The organism is Robertmurraya kyonggiensis (assembly GCF_005116465.1).
In the GTDB taxonomy this organism is placed as follows: domain Bacteria; phylum Bacillota; class Bacilli; order Bacillales; family Cytobacillaceae; genus Robertmurraya; species Robertmurraya kyonggiensis.
The window spans coordinates 1,747,547-1,765,712 of record NZ_SWBM01000001.1; the positions used below are offsets into that span (position 1 = coordinate 1,747,547).

Genomic DNA, 18,166 nt, shown 5'->3' on the forward strand with positions numbered 1-18,166 from the left:
TGTTCCTCCTGAACTCTCTGTATATTCTATCGTTAGCAAGACTCGGTTTTAACACCGAGTCCACTGTTTAATTAACCAACCTGTAAACCGAAATCAGTAGCCAATGCACCTAATCCACCTTGGTAGCCGCTGCCGATTGCACTAAACTTCCATTCGCCATTATGACGGTATAATTCACCCACCACAAGGGCCGTTTCAATAGAAAAATCCTCACCTAAGTCATAACGAATTAATTCTTCGTTAGTATCCCCGTTCAGGACTCTAACATATGCATTTGATACTTGACCGAAATTTTGGCTTCTCACCTCAGCATCATGAATCGTAATCGTAAATGTTACACGTTGAACTTGTGCAGGTACAGTAGATAAAGAAACATTAATTTGTTCATCGTCTCCATCACCAGCACCAGTACGATTATCACCTGTATGTACTACTGAACCATTTCCACCTGTCGTGTTGTTGTAGAATACAAAATCATTTTCTGAAGTAACTTTTCCATTCTCTCCAAGTAAAAACACAGAAGTGTCTAGGTCAAAGTCATTTCCACCATCATATTTATTCGTATCCCAACCTAATCCAACTACAACCTTTGTAAGTCCAGGATTCGTTTTTGTTAAGTCTACTTTTTGCCCTTTTGATAAACTAATTGCCATGATTATTACCTCCACTTAATTTTTAGATTACACAATGACTCATTAACATTTACACCGATGTTTACTTTTACGATTAACCTGTTCAAAAGTTTCACAAGCTATGAAAAAAATCTCAAAAAATATTGCTGTATGTATTGGTGTCGATATACTTACACACAGAATATTTTTTCACAAAATGCTTGGAATTTCAATTAAGACGTTAGCTCATCCATTTTGGTGGCGTGTTTTTCGCCCAATAAATAGAACCTATCTCATGATGCTCTTGAAAGTCATCAGCAAAGGTATGGTAATGAAAATTAAACCAATATCCATCTTGCGGTGGATGATCTCGTCGAACATGAAATCGTATAACATCCTCGTTATTTTCTCTATTGGCGATATGAAAAATTCTCTCGGAGTCTCCACCAGTTGGAGCTTCTGAAATGTATAGCTGTCGTAAGCTATCTTCTTCATATTGACTCGCAACCGTTTCAATAACTTTTTCAATGTTTGGGAGAATAATCTCTCTAAATTCATCTTCAATAACAGGGCCAATCCGACTTCCAAATTTCGTATACGATAGATGCTCTGCATCCTTTAGAAGATTTTTTAACGGGTCCTCGTCATTGCTATAGACATCAAAGAAATCAATTTGTTGTACTTTGGCCGCTGAATCTTGTGATTTCGATTCAACTGCATCCCTTTTTGGATCCTTGTCATTAACAAAATCATGGAGTTGGGAAGGAGTAACAATTCCAAAGGTTAATACAGTGACCAAGACAACCAACGATTTACGTAACCATTTGGGCATAACTCTCTCCTCCTTCACTAATAAATTTCATAGTCTGTTTAAATAATTCTTTCTTGTCCTAAGAAAATCCTTTGAAAAACTACACATATTTCAAGTATTTTCCGCATCAAATGAAGTATCAAAGCAAAAGGTGAAGGTGGAAAATCTTCCTATAAAACTATAAGAATATTATACACGTTCATTACGACAAAAAGAGCAAAAGGTTTCAAAATCTTTCGGACTAGCTACGAATAAAATAATCTTGGCTATTCGAGAGCCTTGAACACCAGAGTATATTTTTTCACAAAAGGCGAGTAAATTTAAGAAAGAGTCTTACAGATTAGAATTCATGCAAATCGGAAATGATATTAAAAATGGAAGGAGTGCGATATCGTGGATTGGGCAACGGTCATTGTAATTGGTAGCATACTTATGCTTCTCTATTTTGTTTATTTGGCATTCGCAGACTAATATACAGATACAGTAGTCCGTCTTATGAACGGATTGACTGTATCTGTAGAACTCCAAAGTGAAACTTAGCCGATTTTCTTCGGGTAACCTTAAAATCGAATCTTTCAAATCTTTGACTGCGAAAATGATCTTTTAATACGACACGTTCTCTCGCAACCCTTTTCGCGTGAAGAATCATTTCGTTTGTAATATCTTGATAGACTGCCATTTGGCGTAGACCTTTTATTCCATCCGATTCTAAAATACCTTCTTCAAACATCGGATCAAAATAAACACAATCAAAACTTTTATCTGGTAGTGTCTTTAAATAATCCAAGGAAATCTGCTGTACCACTTCAATATTCCTTAAAGCCCCATTCATTTCTTCAATCCCTGAATCCCAAGTTTTCAACCCTTTTTCTACCAGATAGGCTAAATAAGGACTCCCTTCGATCCCAACCACTCGTCCTTCACTTCCGACAATATAGCTTGCTACAATGCTATCAGAGGCAAGACCGAGTGTGCAGTCCAATATATGTTTCCCCTGCTTTAAATTACAAGCCTCAATATAAGGATCGTGGCCGTTCTCCATCAAACGTTTAATACGAAACATACTTGAGCTAGGATGAAAGAAAAATGGTTCATTTTCACCAAGGGAAAACAACTCTAATCGTTCCTTCCCCACAACAATACAATCTTCTTTATATAAATTCTGCAAAGCCTTTACTGTCTTTTTATTTCTCGCAATATATGAAATCTTTAATTCTAAAGCTACTTCCTTTGCTTTCTTGATCATTTCTTCATTTGTACGTCCAGCAGTTGTTACAAACATCAAATCACCCTAAATATTTTTCTTCGTGTGTAAAAGAAGAGGATGCCTAAACGACATCCTCCTAGTACGTAATTAACAATGATTTTCAAAAGCTGCAAGCAGGTTTTCCATGATTGCTTCCATTGGATAGCTCTCAATATCATCACGTGGGATAAAATGAACAACCTCTTTCCCTTTTAACAGAGCCATAGATGGAGAAGAAGGCTCAAATCCTTCGAAGTATTCACGCATCTTAGCAGTTGCTTCTTTTTCTTGACCTGCAAAAACGGTTACCAATTGGTCAGGACTTTTTTCTGTTCTAAGTAGTGCTTGAGACACAGCTGGACGTGCTAAACCAGCTGCACAGCCACAAACTGAATTTACTACTACTAAAGTAGTCCCTGTTGCACTCTCCATGAATGATTCCACTTCTTCAGGAGTTACTAGCTCTTTAAAACCTGCTTGAACGAGTTCTTGACGCATCGGCTTAACCATTTGCTTCATATATTCTTCATATGCCATCGACATTATCGTTTGCCTCCCTTACTTTAACTGCAATATTAGCATACTATATTTATGAAATAAGATGCAATTTGCCTGCACTTTTTTCCATTTTCAACCTTCATTATAAGAAAATTCAGAATATTTTTTTATTCAAAATATGTCGAATTACCCTATAAAATTGTCAACTATTGTCCTATTATAATAGATACATATTATAGTAGGAGAGGACGTTTGTCTCAAATGCAAACAAGAAGCAGACTGATCTTATTCGTCACACTAGTAAGTTTATCCCTGATTATTTTTTCTTCCTCTACTATTCTAGCAGACTATTTTGTCTTTGAATCTACAGCGGAAGCCAAAACAATTGGGACAAGCAACAGCAATATTAAGAATCATATCGCTAAATCTACTGACATAGTAGTGAAAGGTATCGATGAACAATTTTTAATAACCGATCCATCTAAACTTATCTATTTTACCTTTGATGATGGGCCAACTGAATACACGCCTACCATCCTTCAAATATTGGAACAATATCAAATCAAGTCAACATTTTTCATGTTAAATAACAATGTTAAAAAGAATCCGGAAATCTCAAAAGCAGTTGCAGCAGCAGGACACACGATCGGATGTCACGGCGTAACTCACAAGGTTTCCGAGTTCTATAAAACAACTACATCTCCTCGAAATGAAATGGCGACATGCGGAAAAACAGCTGAAGAAATAACCGGAGAGCATGTTCAAATAGTTCGGGTACCATTTGGGAGTTTCCCTCATTTAACAGCAGCGCAAAAGATCGAGCTTGATAAAGCTCAATATGTAATGTGGGATTGGAATGTGGACAGCAATGACTGGAATGTTAACTCTAGTGATAAAATTGTCCAATCTGTGCTAAAACAAGTTGCGAAATTTAAAGACCGACAGAAATCATCAGTTATTCTGTTTCACGATAAGGCAGTTACCACAAAGGCATTACCGATCATTATTGAAAGCTTAAGATCCCAAGGATACATTTTCAAGCAAATTACTGTAGATGACGAACCCATACAGTTTGCAACAAAAAAGTAAAGCTGACATAATTATGTCAGCTTTCTTTATTTCTCATTTCCGTCATCTGCTTCCAAACAGAACCTTTTGCTTCTTCACCTTGTTCAATTCTTTCAATTGCGAGCTTGATTTGCAAGCTAACCTCAAATTCTGGGTCATCTTCTGCTGCCTTTAAAGAAGGAAGTGCTTTTTCATCGCCTACTTCATATAAGAACATCGCAGCTCTCCAACGTACAAGCTTACTTTTGTCTTGAAGAGCTTTCATCATTTCTGCAGCTGCTTCTTCAAAGCCTAGATCAGATAAGCAGTCACCAGCTGTTCTTCTCACTGTCACCGATTTGTCCTGTAACGCTTTATAAAGATATGGAAGAACTCCTTTGTCCTCGATCATACCTAAATAAACCGTTGCGAGCCTTCGAATCGACGCCTTTTCATCTGCTAATGCCTTATCTAATAATGGCAGATCACTTAAAGTTGGATCTTCCATTTGTTCTAAAAGCTGATAGCGTTTTTGCCAATCTGGCTCATTAAAATCCTCTAGCGTAACTTTTATCCGTTTGCGTGGCTGTGCTTGTACAACGGGATCAGCGCTCTTCGCTTGAGCAATTAACTCATTTAGCCGCTCTTGCGGATACGCTGCAGTTAATTCCTCAACCACTTCCTTGCCAATCTCATCAAATTCACCGTAACGCACGCCTAGGTCCTTCCATTTTCTTTGCAGGATGTAGTTTTGATCATCCTGAAGCTCAGAAACTAGACTCGTGTACATTTCTGGCATACCGAATCGTCTTTCTTCCGTTCCATCTGTTAATTTAACTTGAAGTGGAATCCCTTTAAACATTTGGACTTGTACCTTGATTTCCCCATAATGTTCATCAGCAGAATTTTGTAGGGCTCCTGCCTCTCCCTCTTCACCAAAAGCTTTGCGAACTTGAGGAAGGAGGTCTTTCCAATCGTATTTGGCATTTCTCTCAACGGCTAAAAAATCAGCAACGTGATAGACGCCTTTAATACCATCAATATTTAAAATATCTTGGACAACTTTTGGAGCACCCCCCATTGTCTCTTTCTTATAATTATTGCTTTTACCCATCGAAAGCTCTTCATCCAAATTGATTTTCATTGAATTTGGACTTGGAGTAGGTTCAATTGATTTAATCTTCATATTTTCACCCTTTTTACTTTAAACTGTTGATTCAATCGTAACATAATATTAACGCACACTCATGAATTGTGCTCATTCTACAGTTCGATTTACCTGTTCATTGGTTTTCCACTAACTCTGACAAAACGCTCCATCGTTCAATTAAGTATTCAAGCTTTTCATTCAAAGTGTTTTCTTCATTCATAAGGGCTTGGGCTTTTTCAAAATCGCTCCCCGTTTTCGCCATTTCTTCTGAAATAGCTTTGAGTCGCTCCTCAGTGTTGGCAATATCTTCATCAATTGTTTCCCATTCCATTTTTTCTTTATAGGACATTCTTTTCTTTTTAGTTTTTTCCTGTTCAACAACTTTGACTGGTTGATTCGATTGCTTTTCTTCTAAGTTTACTGAACGACTTTCGAGCATTTCTGTATAATTCCCATAAAAAGAGTCAATCTCTCCGTCTCCCTTTAAAATAAGAAGCTGGTCAGCAACTTTATCTAAAAAGTAGCGGTCATGGGAAACGGTTATAACAACACCTGGGAACTCTTCTAGATAATCCTCTAGTACCGTTAATGTTTGAGTGTCGAGATCATTGGTTGGTTCGTCTAAGAGTAACACATTAGGCTCTGTCATAAGAATCTTTAGCAAATACAGTCTACGTTTTTCTCCACCAGATAGCTTACGAATCGGAGTACCATGAGTAAACGTCGGGAATAAGAATCTCTCTAACATTTGCGATGCAGATATCGTTTTGCCATCAGAGGTAGAAACCACCTGGGCAGTTTCTTTTAAGTACTCTATCATACGCTTATTTTCATCCATATCATCGTTTTCTTGGGTGTAGTAAGCCACTTTGACCGTTTGCCCCATAATAAATTCACCAGAATCTAGAGGCAATCTTCCCGCTAACGTGTTCAGCAATGTTGATTTTCCAGTTCCATTACTACCGACAATGCCTATGCGGTCGCCAGGTTTTACAAGAAGACTAAAATCTTTAAGAATAGGCTTTGAACCATATGATTTATAAGCGTTTTTTAATTCAAAAACTTGTTTTCCTAAGCGGCTGCCCGATAAAGAAATGTCGAGCTTCTCCGATTGTTTAGCTGATGACACTTGTTGATCTAAGCTTTCAAACCGATCAATTCTCGCCTTTTGTTTCGTTGTCCGTGCTTTAGCCCCTCTTCTAATCCACTCAAGCTCACGACGGAATAAATTTCTTTGCTTATCAAGGGTTGCTGCTTCATTTTCTTCGCGAATCGCTTTTGCTTCTAAAAAGGCAGCATAGTTACCTTTATAGTTATAAAGATTGCCTCCTTCAAGTTCAAACATACGATTAGCCACACGGTCTAAAAAGTAGCGATCATGTGTCACAAGCAAAAGCGCACCTTTATAGCGACTTAAATACTCCTCTAACCATTTGACAGATTCATAATCAAGATGGTTCGTCGGCTCGTCTAATATGAGTAAATCCGCTTCTCGAATCAGTACTTGAGCAAGGGATACACGCTTCTTTTGCCCACCAGAAAGCTCAGCAATCTTTTTATTAAAATCTGTAATGCCTAGCTTGGTCAAAATGGTTTTTGCATTCGTCCCAACATCCCAACCATCAACAGCATCCATTCTTCTTTGTAATTCAAATAAATGGTCCTGACTACTTTGTTGGTTAGGGTTCATCTCAAATTCCATTAATGCTTTCTCGTACTCTTTGACAACATGCAGGACAGGGGCATCCCCTTCAAAGACTTGATCCAATACAGTTAGATTATCATCAAGATCGGGCGCTTGAGAGGAGTAAGCAATTTTATAATCTTTTGGCATAACAATTTCACCGGAGTCTGGTACATCGACACCAGCAACTATTTTTAATAAAGACGATTTACCTGTCCCATTGATGCCGATTAATCCGACACGTTCCTTCTCGGCAATTGTAAATGATATATCCTGAAATAGTTGTTTTTCACCATATGTCTTCGAAAGATTTTCGATCGATAATATTTTCATTAGAAACCAATCCATTCATATTAAGTTTGTCGCCTATTATTTTAACACAAAACAAAAAGCGCTATTGAGCGCTTTAGTCTAATTCATTATACCAGCTAATCCCGATCGTATCCTCCCCAGCATGAACCCCAATCGTTGCACCAAGGGGATAGCAGCTAAAACGAAGACTCGGAAAATTACTTTCTAATTCAGCTTTCCATACTAATGCTTCCGTATCTTGTAAGCCATACAAAATATATACCTCTTCAAATTTGTACTTTTCGTATGAAGACTTCAAATAACTATAAATCTTTTCTTTTGCTTTCTTTTCACTTCTTGCTTTATCTTTAATCGATAAAACCCCATTTGAAACTGAGATAATCGGTTTTATATTCAGCATACTTCCAAGAAAAAACTTCATTCCAGACATTCTTCCACTACGATGAAGCTGTTCCAGGCTCCCTACAAGCACATAGGTTTCATATGTTTCTCTTATTCTTTCGATTCTCTCTTTGATAACGTTTACACTTTTTCCCTCTGCTAACCACTCCATTCCCTTTTTAATCTGTATAGATAATGGGTAGGATAAAATTTTCGAGTCAATCGTCGTAACAGGGATGTCAACTAACTGAGATGCTTGCTCGCTCGAGGAGACCGTGCCACTTAAATTGGAGGATACTAAAATGGAGATAACTTCCTCATATTCCCCTTGTAGCTTTTCATACAAGTTCTTAAACTCTCCGACTGAAGGTTGTGAGGTTTTAGGTGGGTTCTTTAATGACTTTAATCGTTCAAATAATTCTTCAGGTGTCAAATCAATTTTATCTTTGTACTCCTCTTCATCCATAATAATGGACATCGGAACAGTATATAAATCCGGATGATTCATTAATTCTTGATCCAAGCTAGCCGTACTATCCGTTACCCAGGCAATTTTTTTCATACTTTCGCCCCTTAGATAAATTTAGTACCTACTCTTAAAAATAGATACTAAATTTATTTTACCCTTTATTTGGAGGGAGCACCAGCGTAATTTTGGAAATAATGACTTTTTCATTGTAGAGAAGTCCAATCCCATTTTGAAGATAAACATCCTTTTCCCGTTATTGATGTTGATAATCTAATACTTCTACCTTATAGCCGTGACTACATCCAATTTTAGGACTATCACAAGAGGGAGAGACTCTTACTTTAACCAAGTCTTCTGTATATTCAAATGGATTATTTTTACTATCAGGAACTTGAATTCTTAAGGAAATATCATAAGAATGATTGTTGTTATAAACGATATTAACAATCCTTTGTTGCTGCCAGCCAAAACCAGACGCTTCTTTTCCTCCATACTCTTTTATTACCCTTTTATCAATAACTGGGAAAATAATATCTCTAATAATATCTTCTGGTGTAACATACCAGTCTTCTGCATACGGTTTTATTTCCTTTGGCTCTGTGGACTTAGCATTAACCAAGTTATCTGGGGAAAATATTAATAATGAGGTAAAGAGAATAATCATTTTCTTCAAGATGCTCACTCCATAATTTTTTTACAGTTAGATTTCGCATCTTCTATTTGTATTATCCACAATAACCAATCGGTATTTCCAACAAACTGTAACTCTTATCCAAATAAGACGTATATAACTAATTTAATGTTCAAAAATCCTACTTCATTATAATAACTCCAACAAACAAAACTGCTTCTTAAAGAAGAGACATCGTTACTTTAACAAATATCATTTAGATGTAATCCTTAACAAATATCCATCTGGGTCAATAATCTTAAATCCACGCATATCCCATGGATATATTTCCACAACAACCTCTATTGGGTAGTTGTTATCAAGACATCTTTGGTACAACTTCTTCTAACTTTATCTACTACAATAATTAATTCAAAACCATTTCCCTTAATACCACTTTTTGCCTTGCTATTAAAAAAATGAGTCTCTCCTAAAATTGAATCAGAAGTAATTAGCAATGAAAAACACTCATAATTAAAACGTCCACACCGTTCATGTTCTACCATACATCTCTAACCCGACAATATCTTGATAAAATTTTAAAGATTCCTCAATGTCCTTTACATACAACTCGACTCTAAAAAGAACGCTCATTGTACCTTTTTCCTCCTTCCTTTCAAAATTTGTTAAGTAATATTTATCTGATTTTATACTCTAATAGAACAATTATTACTACTCTTCCAATCTAATAAAAATCTTAAACTAAACTGTCTATACATTGAAAATGCAAAAGAGTCGCAGCACCGACTCCTTTGTTCATCTATTGGAATTGGACTATAGGAATCACAAAACTTGTAATAAGCTCTCAAAATAGCTTAACAAATCACTCCCTTTTCACTTTTTTTACACTAATCTGCACATCCGGTTTAGAACTTCAATAAAATTGAATAGATAATCCTTCATAGGTAAACTCACTCTGTTAGCTAAATAAGACTAATCATCTCCCTACATACAAAAGAGATCATAGGAAATAATAATTAAAAAGGAGGGGGTGACTTAATGAAGAAAAAAACTCTCATTTTCTTTCTATTAGTATCAATATTCACTTTAAATGCTCAGTTTATATTTGCAGAAGCTAAAGATGGTGAAGAGCCTTGGAGAAAGTATCCTGATAATTCGGCAAAAAATTTCAAAGATCCTGATGCATTCTATGATTCACTTGACAAAAAACTGTATGTTGAATTTGAAAATGCTAAATTAAATATTCGTGAAATAACCAACTTTAAAGACATTAACAAAGTACTGTCAAAAGCCGATAAGTACGGTTGGACAAGATCTAGTGGCGTGGGTTATCATCCAAAAAGACAAGTATATGTATTTGTAACAGTTAGTGAGGATGGGAAGAAAATGCTTACTGCTGAATTTGATGCTGAAACCCAAAGTCTTATTTCATCAAGCTCAAACTTTGAAAGAAAACGTCCATAACAACTAAATTTCAGGGGGCTGTTATATTTTCAAAAATAAGGTCTTCCTCTAACGTTATTGATAGTTCAACGAAGAAAAAATGACAGCCCTTGTGATCTTAATTATCAATACACCCCCCATTACTTTAGATACTTTTCCACTATTAGTTCTCTAAAAAAAGAAGCTGACGAAGCAGCCACTAATTGAAAACACTATTGTTTCTTTGTTCATCCCAATCTGAAAGAATAGTGGAATTCACTTTAACATTAATTAATCCATAACACTCTCTAATTGTCCTGTTCCTGGTTTAAATGCATGTTTAAATGCGTGCTGACAAGTATTAACTATTCAAATCAATTTGTTATTTTTCGGAATTTGCTTCCTTTCAATAAACCTCTGGAACTAATTATAGTTTTTATAAATAAATAGCCAACGGTGCTTCCTATGACATTTAATATTATGTCATCAATATCAAACTGACCAAGTTGTGATATAAATTGTAGAATCTCAATTGAAAAACTTATTATTGTAGAACCAATAAATACTTTTGAAAGGGAGCGATATTTTCTAAATAAAATGGGCAGTAGGATCCCAAGTGGTAAGAAAATCAAAATGTTCCCCAATGTATTATCAATGATATTACTTAGGTAGGGAGTGTTCGTGCCATTTATGTAGTTCATTGTATTTTGAAAAGGTATGATGTTAGAATTTAATTGCCAAACTTGTAAATCAAAAAATCCATTGGAATCTGACGGAATAAAAAAGTAACGATTATATTCTAAATCACCTAAACGAGCGTAATCCAAAATTCGGATAATGACTCTCTGAAATAGCAACTTAAATAGAATGATAAATGAATATAGACCAAATAAAATCCATGTCACAATCTTAAATACCTTATAGAATGGAAACAATGACTCTTGTAAACCTCTTGCTAATTGTTTTTGTTCCCCGAAACTTTCCAATGCCTTTTGTGTCGCCTCTTGCTTAGTAAGTCCTTGATCTATATATTCATTTTTCAATAATTGAAGATGATCTCTCATTTCATCAGTTATTTCTCTTTTTTCTTGTTCGTCACAATTTAATTGTTTCACTATTTTATCAATATAGGTTTCGATTTTTTTATCCAAGCGACTCCCTCCGAACATACTTTAATTAAATTGTTAATTTGATTCCATTCTTTTAATTTCTTATCTAATTCTTTCTTTCCATCTTGTGTACTCCTATAGTATTTCCTTCTTCCACCACTCTCTGAATTCCCCCAATATGATTCGAGCCATGCTTTATTTTCTAGCCGCTTCAAGGCGGGATATAACGTTCCTTCACTCATGTTATATAGCTCATTACTATTTTCTTTTAAGGTCTTTACAATTTCATAACCATACATATCCCTTTTATCTACCAGTGATAAAAGGAGAATATCAATACTTCCTTTCATTATCTCCTTGTCCATGACTACACCTCGCTTTCAAAAATAAATCCTGTTTACATCGTAACACCATAATACATCGCATTACAATGTAATACTAGAAAATTCATCCAATTTTTATGAAAAATAAAAAGCACACATTAAATGTTTAATAGTAGTCAAATTACTGAGTAATAAACTATAGAGTGCTGTCAATTCGTAAACGAATCGGTTGATTGGTACAAAACATAAATTGATAACAGTACTTACAAACTAAAAAACATACCTTCAGAGAATACATTCGCAAAAAAACGCCTGCAGGATAATATACGACAGTATTTTATAAATTCATTCTAATAAAATATCTTTTTATTTAGGCTCTCTGCATTCAGTTATTTCATTTTTCTCTAACCTTCTGCTTTTAACATGGACAGCATGCCAATCCACAGTATATTTATTACTAAAAGTGATAGTAACTAAATCAAATGGGAAAACGTGAGCACCCTCAAATGTTGTTAGCTGCACGGTCACCTCATAGTAAGTATATGTTTCGTGCTCTCTCTTCTCGTTGATTTGGAGAATCTTTGAGCAATAATACTGCTTCGGCTTACCGAAATGGTTATCTATTGCTTTATAGATGGCTGGCGAAAGTAAATCTAGTATTACTTCATCACGTAATCGCACATCATTTTTAGTTACAGTTTCGGCCATAATGGTGGGAGAGGAGAAAAGAGTCAGACAAGCAATTAAAGTGAAAAGTATTTTTTTCATAAAAAACCTCAATTTTAGATTTACATGTATTTTCTCCTAATAATCCCCTCTTATTGAAGCATCTATTCAACATCGATTTACCCTCTTTTTACTAAAGAAGGACGTCTACAATCACAGCTAATATTTAGTTGTTGTTTAAAAATACTGAAAAAACCTAGTATATATTCGGAAAATTTTGTAACATTTCGTTAGGCTGTATCGTCAAAACACTAGCAAATAATAAGGGGAATTAAAATGTCACTAAAAAGAGAACTTGATGATACCTATTTGGACGATCACGAATGGTTGAATCAGATAATGAATCTATACGGAGAAGAGCTAACTAGAATTGCATATCTATATTTAAAAGAATGGAATTTAGCAGAAGATGCAGTTCAGGAAACTTTTGTCAAATGCTTTCAAAAAAGAGCACAATTTCGTGGCGATTCTTCTCAAAAAACATGGATTTATACGATTTTGACTAATACTTGTAAGGATTTTTTAAAAAGTGCATTTTATAAAAAAATAGTTTTTCTAGGTAGTCCCCACCAAAAATCATTCCCTGCTACAGAGTCTGCCGAAAATCTAGCTATAATCCGCGAACGTGAATACTTAATATGTCAATGTGTACTTGCTTTACCGGTGAAATATCGCGAGGTTATCATCCTATTTTATTACAATAGTTTCACAATTAAAGAGATAAGCAATATGTTAAGAATTAGTGAGGCTGCTGTACGAGTTAGACTTAATAGAGGTAGAGGTAAATTAGAAAAAATATTTACTCAAGGAGGAAATCTCGATGAATGGTGACACTCCGGAACTAAAAAACCTTAAGGAAGCAATGGACAAAATATTTTTAAAAGGAAATCATTTTTCAGAAGTTCATAAGAAAATAATAATTAGACGTATCCAAACAAGTCATGCTAGGAAGCTAGATTCTATAATTCCAAAAGTTTTCATTTTCTCATTAAGTATACTTTTTATGATTGTGAGTAGTGTTTTTACCTATCAAGTTATAGCTCCCAACATATCAAGTGATAACGCTTTAGAAAATGAACATATTGTTCCACAAGAAAAAGTTGAAACAAAAACACAAGACCAACAAGAAGACACTCAAACAGTAAGCCCCTCTAATGATTCCAATACCAATTCTAACAGTGAGACTAAGACAGGACCTAAAACACTAGCTGCTTTAAGTATTGGGAAATCAGTTAAAGGTACAGGCGACCTCGTTACAGAAGTGGTTGCTGTGCGTGAAGTACCAACATCCGAAATACAGACTGAACAAACTGAAGAGGTACTAGTCGGAGTTACAATCAGATTAGAAAACCGCGGGAACGAAAACTTATCCATCTCCGCTAATAAAACTATGAAATTAGCCAATGCTGAAAACGAATTGCAACCGATAATAAAAATAGACAAAACTTTAGAAAACACACTAGAACCAGGTCAAAATATACAAGTTGAGATTGTTTTTGACACAAGTAGTTCCGAAAAATATAAATTCTATTTTGTGGATTTGAGTGGTGAGCAACAAACAGTTTGGTTATTCGATTATAAAGATTTATAGAGAAATCTTTTTGAAAAAAGTAAAAGGGGGAATCTTTTTAATGTCAGCTTCTATGGAAATAGAAAAAGCAAATATAATCGCCATCGGTGTACTTATAACTAGCACAATATTAATAATGTTATTATACTTTTTGAAATCATGGGGAGTATACGTTCAGTTAGGGACTCCTCCTCAGGGAGTTAGTCTTAGAATTCTATTTATTCTCTTAACCATAGTAGCAACTGTTTCAGGTCTCTACTTAAGTAAAGATAAGATTTTTGATATTTGTATAGGTGCGTTATGCTTATTTATTATACTTTCTAACCTATTTTCTTGGTGGTTATTCGACAGTAATGCAGTTTATACTATTTTTTCATCACCTGATAAGAATGAGCATTTTTTGGTTGTAGAAACTGGATATGGGACTCTTTATCAATTATCTAGTTCAGGATTATTCATGACTGAATTAGCTGTCATTAGAACTGATGATGGCTACAAACCCATCTCAAAGGGTGCTTATCGATTAGAATGGAAGGAACAAAACAAATTAATCATTAACTATGCCTTTGATTATATGGCCCCAAATGAATACCGCAAAATGAATATTGAATACAAAACTTATTAAATAACTGCAATAATATAAAATAAACCCTAAACTTCACAAAAGGAATTTTAGGGTTTTCCTGATATTTTTCAATTAAATTGCTTCAATTTTTTCACCGAATCAAGAATATAATCCACCATCATGAATAAATCATCAATTTGATCTTCTAAAATCAAACGATTAAATTCAATTGTGATTTCTTTCATTATCTCGTTCGATTTTTCCATCGGGTTGAAACTCACCTTTTGTTTGATCGAACGGTCACTTCCCCATATCCGAGTCAGTTCTTCTTCAATTTCCTCATGGAGTTCCTGACGATTTTCATGTCGCATTTTAAAAAGAATCGTAAGATGAGCACCCGCGGACTGACCTTCTTGATTGGATGGGAGTAGTTCAGCAGCAAGGTTCTCTAGGTTCGCCTGAAGAATAAGGGTACACTGTACGGCTGAATTTGCCGATTCCGTAAAGGTAACCTCATAAACTCTTGATAGTTTTGCTAAATTCATTAAATCATTTCGGTCAGTAATGGCTATTTCTCCACCTATATCCCGGTCATAAAGAGCACCTTCCATAACAACTTTCATATTTTCAAAAGCAGTTGGATCAAACATAAATGTAATTACACCTCGCAAAAAAATTGGCGGTAAGGTTCCCCCTCACCGCACCACTAAAAACTAGAATAAACCGATTGCTTTCCCATTTTCATCTACATCCATTTTTAAAGCAGCAGGCGCTTTCGGTAAACCAGGCATTGTCATCACGTCTCCTGTTAAAGCGACGATAAATCCTGCGCCAATGGAAGGCTTAAGTTCCCTGACCGTTACAGTAAAATCAGTAGGTCTTCCTAGCTTCCCTGGATCATCGGATAAAGAATATTGCGTTTTTGCAATACAAATAGGTAAATTCCCCCATCCGAAAGCTTCAAAATCAGCAATTTGCTTTTTAGCCTTTGTAGAAAATTCAACGTTCTTACCACCGTACACTGTTTGGACAATCGTTGTAATCTTTTCCTCAATTGAATCGGACAAAGGATACAAAGGTGAAAAATTCGCTTCATTCTTATCGATCTCTTGAAGCACTCTTTTCGCAAGTGCGAGACCACCTTCTCCACCTTTCTCCCATACCTCTGTTAATTCAACTGGGAATTGATGCTTTTCACAAAGTTCGAGGAGAGTTTTGACTTCTTGTTCAGTATCAGAAACAAATTTATTAATCGCCACCACAAATGGAAGCCCAAAACTATTAATTGTTTCGGCATGCTTACGTAAATTATCAAAACCGTTCACTAAAGCCTCAATATTTTCTTTTCCTAGGTCATTCTTTGAAATTCCACCATGCATTTTTAATGCACGAATAGTTGCCACGATAACAACCGCTTCTGGTTTAAATCCTGCGACTCTTGCTTTAATATTTAGAAACTTTTCCGCTCCTAAATCAGCACCAAAGCCAGCTTCTGTAACAACATAGTCAGCTAATTTAGATGCTGTTGTCGTTGCAATTACACTATTACAACCGTGGGCAATATTAGCAAACGGTCCACCGTGAACAAGAGTAGGAGTGTGCTCAATCGTTTGAACTAGATTCGGATTAATCGCATCTTTTAATAAAAGAGTAAGCGCTCCTTCTACACCTAAATCTCCTACAGTTACCGGCTGTTTATTATAATTGTAGGCAATAACCATATTCGCAAGTCTTCGTTTAAAATCGTGAAGATTAGATGCTAAACATAGTACAGCCATAATTTCTGAAGCTACAGTAATATCAAAGCCATCCTCACGAGGGACACCTTGTAAGGGACCACCTAATCCAACAATGACCTTTCTAAGTGCACGATCATTTAAATCCACAGCTCTTTTCCAAACAATTCTGCGTTGATCAATTTTCAATTCATTACCTTGCTGTAAGTGGTTATCAATTAATGCTGCTAATGCATTGTTTGCGGTTGTGATGGCATGAAAATCTCCAGTGAAATGTAGATTGATATCTTCCATCGGAAGAACCTGAGCATATCCACCACCAGTAGCTCCGCCTTTAATCCCCATCGTAGGTCCTAATGAGGGCTCCCGTAGAGCAATCATCACCTTTTTATGTAATTTATGTAACGCATCTCCAAGTCCGACCGTTACCGTTGATTTTCCTTCTCCAGCAGGGGTTGGATTAATCGCTGTTACGAGAATGATTTTTCCACTCTGCTTTGTTTGAAGCTTGTTAATCGTTTCAGACGATAGCTTTGCCTTGTACTTACCATAAAGCTCGATGTCATCCTCTGATAAACCTAATTGCTCTGCAATTTTAATAATCGGTATCATTTTTGCATTTTGGGCAATTTCAATATCAGAATTAACCTTCACGTTCACTTTCATTCTCATAACCCCCATACTTATCCAACTTGCTCTATATAAAGAGCCGACTTTAGCAAATCTATTGTAACATTTGAGAATCGTAAATTAATAATTAATTTTGCAAAAAGATTGATACCTCTTTTCACGATACTATATAATTAAAAATATTGAAAATTCAAACGAGGGGATGAAACACTTGCCTATCAAAATTCCAAAGCTCCTTCCTGCTCGAGAAATATTAGAAGAAGAGAATATTTTTATAATGGATGAATCACGAGCGAATACGCAGGACATTCGCCCATTAAATATCATCATTTTAAATTTGATGCCGGAAAAAGAAAGAACAGAGGCGCAAGTGCTGCGATTATTAGGAAACACGCCGTTGCAGGTGAATATTTCATTTTTACAAATGGCTACTCATCAATCAAAAACAACCAGTCAACTCCATCTGGATCAATTCTATACGACATTTTCGAACATCAAACATCGAAAATTTGATGGTATGATCGTCACAGGTGCACCAGTTGAAATGCTTGCTTTTGAAGAAGTCGACTATTGGGAAGAGCTAACCGAAATTATGAACTGGTCTACTGATAATGTTACTTCTACTTTACATATCTGTTGGGGAGCCCAGGCAGCACTTTATCATCACTTCGGCATTGGAAAATTTGAATTGCCTCGAAAATGTTCAGGAGTCTTTTCTCATATTGTTCAGGATCGTTCGGAAAAATTACTAAGAGGATTCGATGATGAATTCTATGCTCCTCATTCTCGTTATACTGATGTGGATCAAAGAAAAATAAATGAACATGAAGAGATTAAACTACTCTCCTATTCAGAGGAAGCAGGAGCATTTATCATGAGTGCTAACAACGGGAAACAAATTATGATTACCGGCCACTTAGAATACGATGCTTCTACCTTAAGTGAGGAATATAGTCGTGACCGTCATCGTGGATTGGATATTCATCTTCCAGAACATTATTTCCCGAATAACGATCCAAATAGACAACCGCTTAATCGCTGGCGTTCCCACGCTCATCTATTATTCTCTAACTGGCTCAACTATTATGTATACCAAGAAACTCCTTACGAGTGGGAGTGAAAAAAGCAGATCTCTTTTATATGAGGAAAGCTCCTATTTCCAGGTCAAACATCATTGAAAATGTCACTACCATTACAATCACAAATAAAAGAGCAGGAATTACCTAACTGTTTCTGTTTTGAAGT

21 protein-coding genes are annotated in these 18,166 nt (G+C 35.7%); 6 read left to right on the top strand and 15 right to left on the bottom strand.

The features are described from left to right. Positions 1 to 71: 71 nt before the first annotated feature. The 4 genes from FA727_RS08740 to FA727_RS08755 form a co-directional block, all read right to left on the bottom strand. Positions 72 to 653: a TerD family protein gene (locus FA727_RS08740; RefSeq protein ID WP_136830513.1), complete on the bottom strand. Its 582-nt coding sequence runs from the start codon at positions 651 to 653 to the stop codon at positions 72 to 74. A 199-nt stretch (positions 654 to 852) separates the two neighbouring features. Next, a complete protein-coding gene (locus FA727_RS08745; RefSeq protein ID WP_136830514.1) occupies positions 853 to 1,443 on the bottom strand; it encodes a YpjP family protein in 591 nt (196 codons plus the stop codon). A gap of 472 nt (positions 1,444 to 1,915) precedes the next feature. Then, positions 1,916 to 2,704: a class I SAM-dependent methyltransferase gene (locus tag FA727_RS08750; protein ID WP_136830515.1), complete on the bottom strand. Its 789-nt coding sequence runs from the start codon at positions 2,702 to 2,704 to the stop codon at positions 1,916 to 1,918. 72 nt (positions 2,705 to 2,776) lie between these two features. After that, a complete protein-coding gene (locus tag FA727_RS08755; RefSeq protein ID WP_136830516.1) occupies positions 2,777 to 3,211 on the bottom strand; it encodes a BrxA/BrxB family bacilliredoxin in 435 nt (144 codons plus the stop codon). A 216-nt stretch (positions 3,212 to 3,427) separates the two neighbouring features. On the opposite strand from FA727_RS08755, the gene FA727_RS08760 reads away from it, so the two are divergent. Then, the gene (locus FA727_RS08760) at positions 3,428 to 4,255 is read left to right on the top strand and encodes a polysaccharide deacetylase family protein (protein ID WP_246041807.1); all 828 of its coding nucleotides are present in this window, start codon (positions 3,428 to 3,430) and stop codon (positions 4,253 to 4,255) included. Positions 4,256 to 4,271: 16 nt separating this feature from the next. Here the strand turns inward: FA727_RS08760 and FA727_RS08765 are convergent, their stop codons facing one another. The 6 genes from FA727_RS08765 to FA727_RS25030 all read right to left on the bottom strand — a co-directional run bounded on the left by FA727_RS08765 (position 4,272) and on the right by FA727_RS25030 (position 9,473). Next, positions 4,272 to 5,399, bottom strand: a complete 1,128-nt coding sequence (locus FA727_RS08765) for a conserved virulence factor C family protein (RefSeq protein ID WP_136830518.1) — start codon at positions 5,397 to 5,399, stop codon at positions 4,272 to 4,274. 97 nt (positions 5,400 to 5,496) lie between these two features. After that, a complete protein-coding gene (locus FA727_RS08770) occupies positions 5,497 to 7,380 on the bottom strand; it encodes an ABC-F family ATP-binding cassette domain-containing protein (RefSeq protein ID WP_136830519.1) in 1,884 nt (627 codons plus the stop codon). A 73-nt stretch (positions 7,381 to 7,453) separates the two neighbouring features. Beyond that, a complete protein-coding gene (locus tag FA727_RS08775; protein WP_136830520.1) occupies positions 7,454 to 8,302 on the bottom strand; it encodes a DegV family protein in 849 nt (282 codons plus the stop codon). Between the two features lie 160 nt (positions 8,303 to 8,462). Beyond that, positions 8,463 to 8,873 (bottom strand): hypothetical protein, encoded by a 411-nt coding sequence (locus FA727_RS08780; RefSeq protein ID WP_136831053.1) that lies wholly within the window; start codon positions 8,871 to 8,873, stop codon positions 8,463 to 8,465. A gap of 308 nt (positions 8,874 to 9,181) precedes the next feature. Then, entirely contained in the window at positions 9,182 to 9,385 is a 204-nt protein-coding gene (locus FA727_RS25025) for a hypothetical protein (protein WP_306461657.1), read from the bottom strand. Beyond that, a complete protein-coding gene (locus FA727_RS25030) occupies positions 9,372 to 9,473 on the bottom strand; it encodes a VOC family protein (RefSeq protein ID WP_306461658.1) in 102 nt (33 codons plus the stop codon). Before FA727_RS25030 ends, FA727_RS25025 begins: the two co-directional genes overlap by 14 nt. Positions 9,474 to 9,878: 405 nt before the next feature. Between FA727_RS25030 and FA727_RS08790 the strand changes: the two genes are divergently transcribed. Further along, complete coding sequence (locus FA727_RS08790) at positions 9,879 to 10,304, top strand: hypothetical protein (RefSeq protein WP_136830521.1); 426 nt, start codon at positions 9,879 to 9,881, stop codon at positions 10,302 to 10,304. A 332-nt stretch (positions 10,305 to 10,636) separates the two neighbouring features. On the opposite strand, the gene FA727_RS08795 is transcribed toward FA727_RS08790, so the two are convergent. The 3 genes from FA727_RS08795 to FA727_RS08805 form a co-directional block, all read right to left on the bottom strand. Further along, complete coding sequence (locus tag FA727_RS08795) at positions 10,637 to 11,413, bottom strand: VanZ family protein (protein WP_136830522.1); 777 nt, start codon at positions 11,411 to 11,413, stop codon at positions 10,637 to 10,639. Beyond that, positions 11,377 to 11,736: a PadR family transcriptional regulator gene (locus FA727_RS08800; protein ID WP_136830523.1), complete on the bottom strand. Its 360-nt coding sequence runs from the start codon at positions 11,734 to 11,736 to the stop codon at positions 11,377 to 11,379. Before FA727_RS08800 ends, FA727_RS08795 begins: the two co-directional genes overlap by 37 nt. A gap of 324 nt (positions 11,737 to 12,060) precedes the next feature. Continuing rightward, complete coding sequence (locus FA727_RS08805) at positions 12,061 to 12,462, bottom strand: DUF3888 domain-containing protein (protein ID WP_136830524.1); 402 nt, start codon at positions 12,460 to 12,462, stop codon at positions 12,061 to 12,063. Positions 12,463 to 12,696: 234 nt separating this feature from the next. On the opposite strand from FA727_RS08805, the gene FA727_RS08810 reads away from it, so the two are divergent. Genes FA727_RS08810 through FA727_RS08820 form a run of 3 tightly spaced genes read left to right on the top strand, consistent with a single transcriptional unit; the run spans position 12,697 to position 14,615 of the window. After that, entirely contained in the window at positions 12,697 to 13,251 is a 555-nt protein-coding gene (locus FA727_RS08810) for a sigma-70 family RNA polymerase sigma factor (protein WP_136830525.1), read from the top strand. Next, positions 13,241 to 14,011, top strand: coding sequence for a DUF4352 domain-containing protein (locus tag FA727_RS08815; protein ID WP_136830526.1), 771 nt, complete (start codon positions 13,241 to 13,243; stop codon positions 14,009 to 14,011). The genes FA727_RS08810 and FA727_RS08815 overlap by 11 nt, the downstream gene beginning before the upstream one ends. A 10-nt stretch (positions 14,012 to 14,021) precedes the next feature. Beyond that, positions 14,022 to 14,615, top strand: coding sequence for a hypothetical protein (locus FA727_RS08820; RefSeq protein ID WP_136830527.1), 594 nt, complete (start codon positions 14,022 to 14,024; stop codon positions 14,613 to 14,615). Positions 14,616 to 14,683: 68 nt separating this feature from the next. Here FA727_RS08820 and FA727_RS08825 read toward each other — a convergent pair whose 3' ends face one another. Together FA727_RS08825 and FA727_RS08830 are read right to left on the bottom strand one after the other, a co-directional pair. Beyond that, a complete protein-coding gene (locus tag FA727_RS08825; RefSeq protein WP_136830528.1) occupies positions 14,684 to 15,205 on the bottom strand; it encodes a hypothetical protein in 522 nt (173 codons plus the stop codon). A 63-nt stretch (positions 15,206 to 15,268) separates the two neighbouring features. Further along, positions 15,269 to 16,957 (bottom strand): formate--tetrahydrofolate ligase, encoded by a 1,689-nt coding sequence (locus tag FA727_RS08830; RefSeq protein ID WP_136830529.1) that lies wholly within the window; start codon positions 16,955 to 16,957, stop codon positions 15,269 to 15,271. 175 nt (positions 16,958 to 17,132) lie between these two features. On the opposite strand from FA727_RS08830, the gene metA reads away from it, so the two are divergent. Beyond that, positions 17,133 to 18,041 carry a homoserine O-acetyltransferase MetA gene (gene metA / locus FA727_RS08835; protein WP_136830530.1) on the top strand — a complete coding sequence of 303 codons (909 nt, stop codon included), beginning with the start codon at positions 17,133 to 17,135 and terminating at the stop codon, positions 18,039 to 18,041. Positions 18,042 to 18,166 lie beyond the last annotated feature (125 nt).

What these genes read in the sequence shown, in the direction of transcription:
- FA727_RS08825 (WP_136830528.1), bottom strand. Translation starts at nt 15,205, where the DNA reads ATGTTTGATCCAACTGCTTTTGAAAATATGAAAGTTGTTATGGAAGGT.
- FA727_RS25030 (WP_306461658.1), bottom strand. Translation starts at nt 9,473, where the DNA reads ATGAGCGTTCTTTTTAGAGTCGAGTTGTATGTAAAGGACATTGAGGAA.
- FA727_RS08775 (WP_136830520.1), bottom strand. Translation starts at nt 8,302, where the DNA reads ATGAAAAAAATTGCCTGGGTAACGGATAGTACGGCTAGCTTGGATCAA.
- FA727_RS08805 (WP_136830524.1), bottom strand. Translation starts at nt 12,462, where the DNA reads ATGAAAAAAATACTTTTCACTTTAATTGCTTGTCTGACTCTTTTCTCC.
- FA727_RS08755 (WP_136830516.1), bottom strand. Translation starts at nt 3,211, where the DNA reads ATGTCGATGGCATATGAAGAATATATGAAGCAAATGGTTAAGCCGATG.
- FA727_RS08780 (WP_136831053.1), bottom strand. Translation starts at nt 8,873, where the DNA reads ATGATTATTCTCTTTACCTCATTATTAATATTTTCCCCAGATAACTTG.
- FA727_RS08745 (WP_136830514.1), bottom strand. Translation starts at nt 1,443, where the DNA reads ATGCCCAAATGGTTACGTAAATCGTTGGTTGTCTTGGTCACTGTATTA.
- FA727_RS08770 (WP_136830519.1), bottom strand. Translation starts at nt 7,380, where the DNA reads ATGAAAATATTATCGATCGAAAATCTTTCGAAGACATATGGTGAAAAA.
- FA727_RS08740 (WP_136830513.1), bottom strand. Translation starts at nt 653, where the DNA reads ATGGCAATTAGTTTATCAAAAGGGCAAAAAGTAGACTTAACAAAAACG.
- FA727_RS08815 (WP_136830526.1), top strand. Translation starts at nt 13,241, where the DNA reads ATGAATGGTGACACTCCGGAACTAAAAAACCTTAAGGAAGCAATGGAC.
- FA727_RS08810 (WP_136830525.1), top strand. Translation starts at nt 12,697, where the DNA reads ATGTCACTAAAAAGAGAACTTGATGATACCTATTTGGACGATCACGAA.
- FA727_RS08750 (WP_136830515.1), bottom strand. Translation starts at nt 2,704, where the DNA reads ATGTTTGTAACAACTGCTGGACGTACAAATGAAGAAATGATCAAGAAA.
- FA727_RS08800 (WP_136830523.1), bottom strand. Translation starts at nt 11,736, where the DNA reads ATGGACAAGGAGATAATGAAAGGAAGTATTGATATTCTCCTTTTATCA.
- FA727_RS25025 (WP_306461657.1), bottom strand. Translation starts at nt 9,385, where the DNA reads ATGGTAGAACATGAACGGTGTGGACGTTTTAATTATGAGTGTTTTTCA.
- FA727_RS08790 (WP_136830521.1), top strand. Translation starts at nt 9,879, where the DNA reads ATGAAGAAAAAAACTCTCATTTTCTTTCTATTAGTATCAATATTCACT.
- FA727_RS08765 (WP_136830518.1), bottom strand. Translation starts at nt 5,399, where the DNA reads ATGAAGATTAAATCAATTGAACCTACTCCAAGTCCAAATTCAATGAAA.
- FA727_RS08760 (WP_246041807.1), top strand. Translation starts at nt 3,428, where the DNA reads ATGCAAACAAGAAGCAGACTGATCTTATTCGTCACACTAGTAAGTTTA.
- FA727_RS08830 (WP_136830529.1), bottom strand. Translation starts at nt 16,957, where the DNA reads ATGAAAGTGAACGTGAAGGTTAATTCTGATATTGAAATTGCCCAAAAT.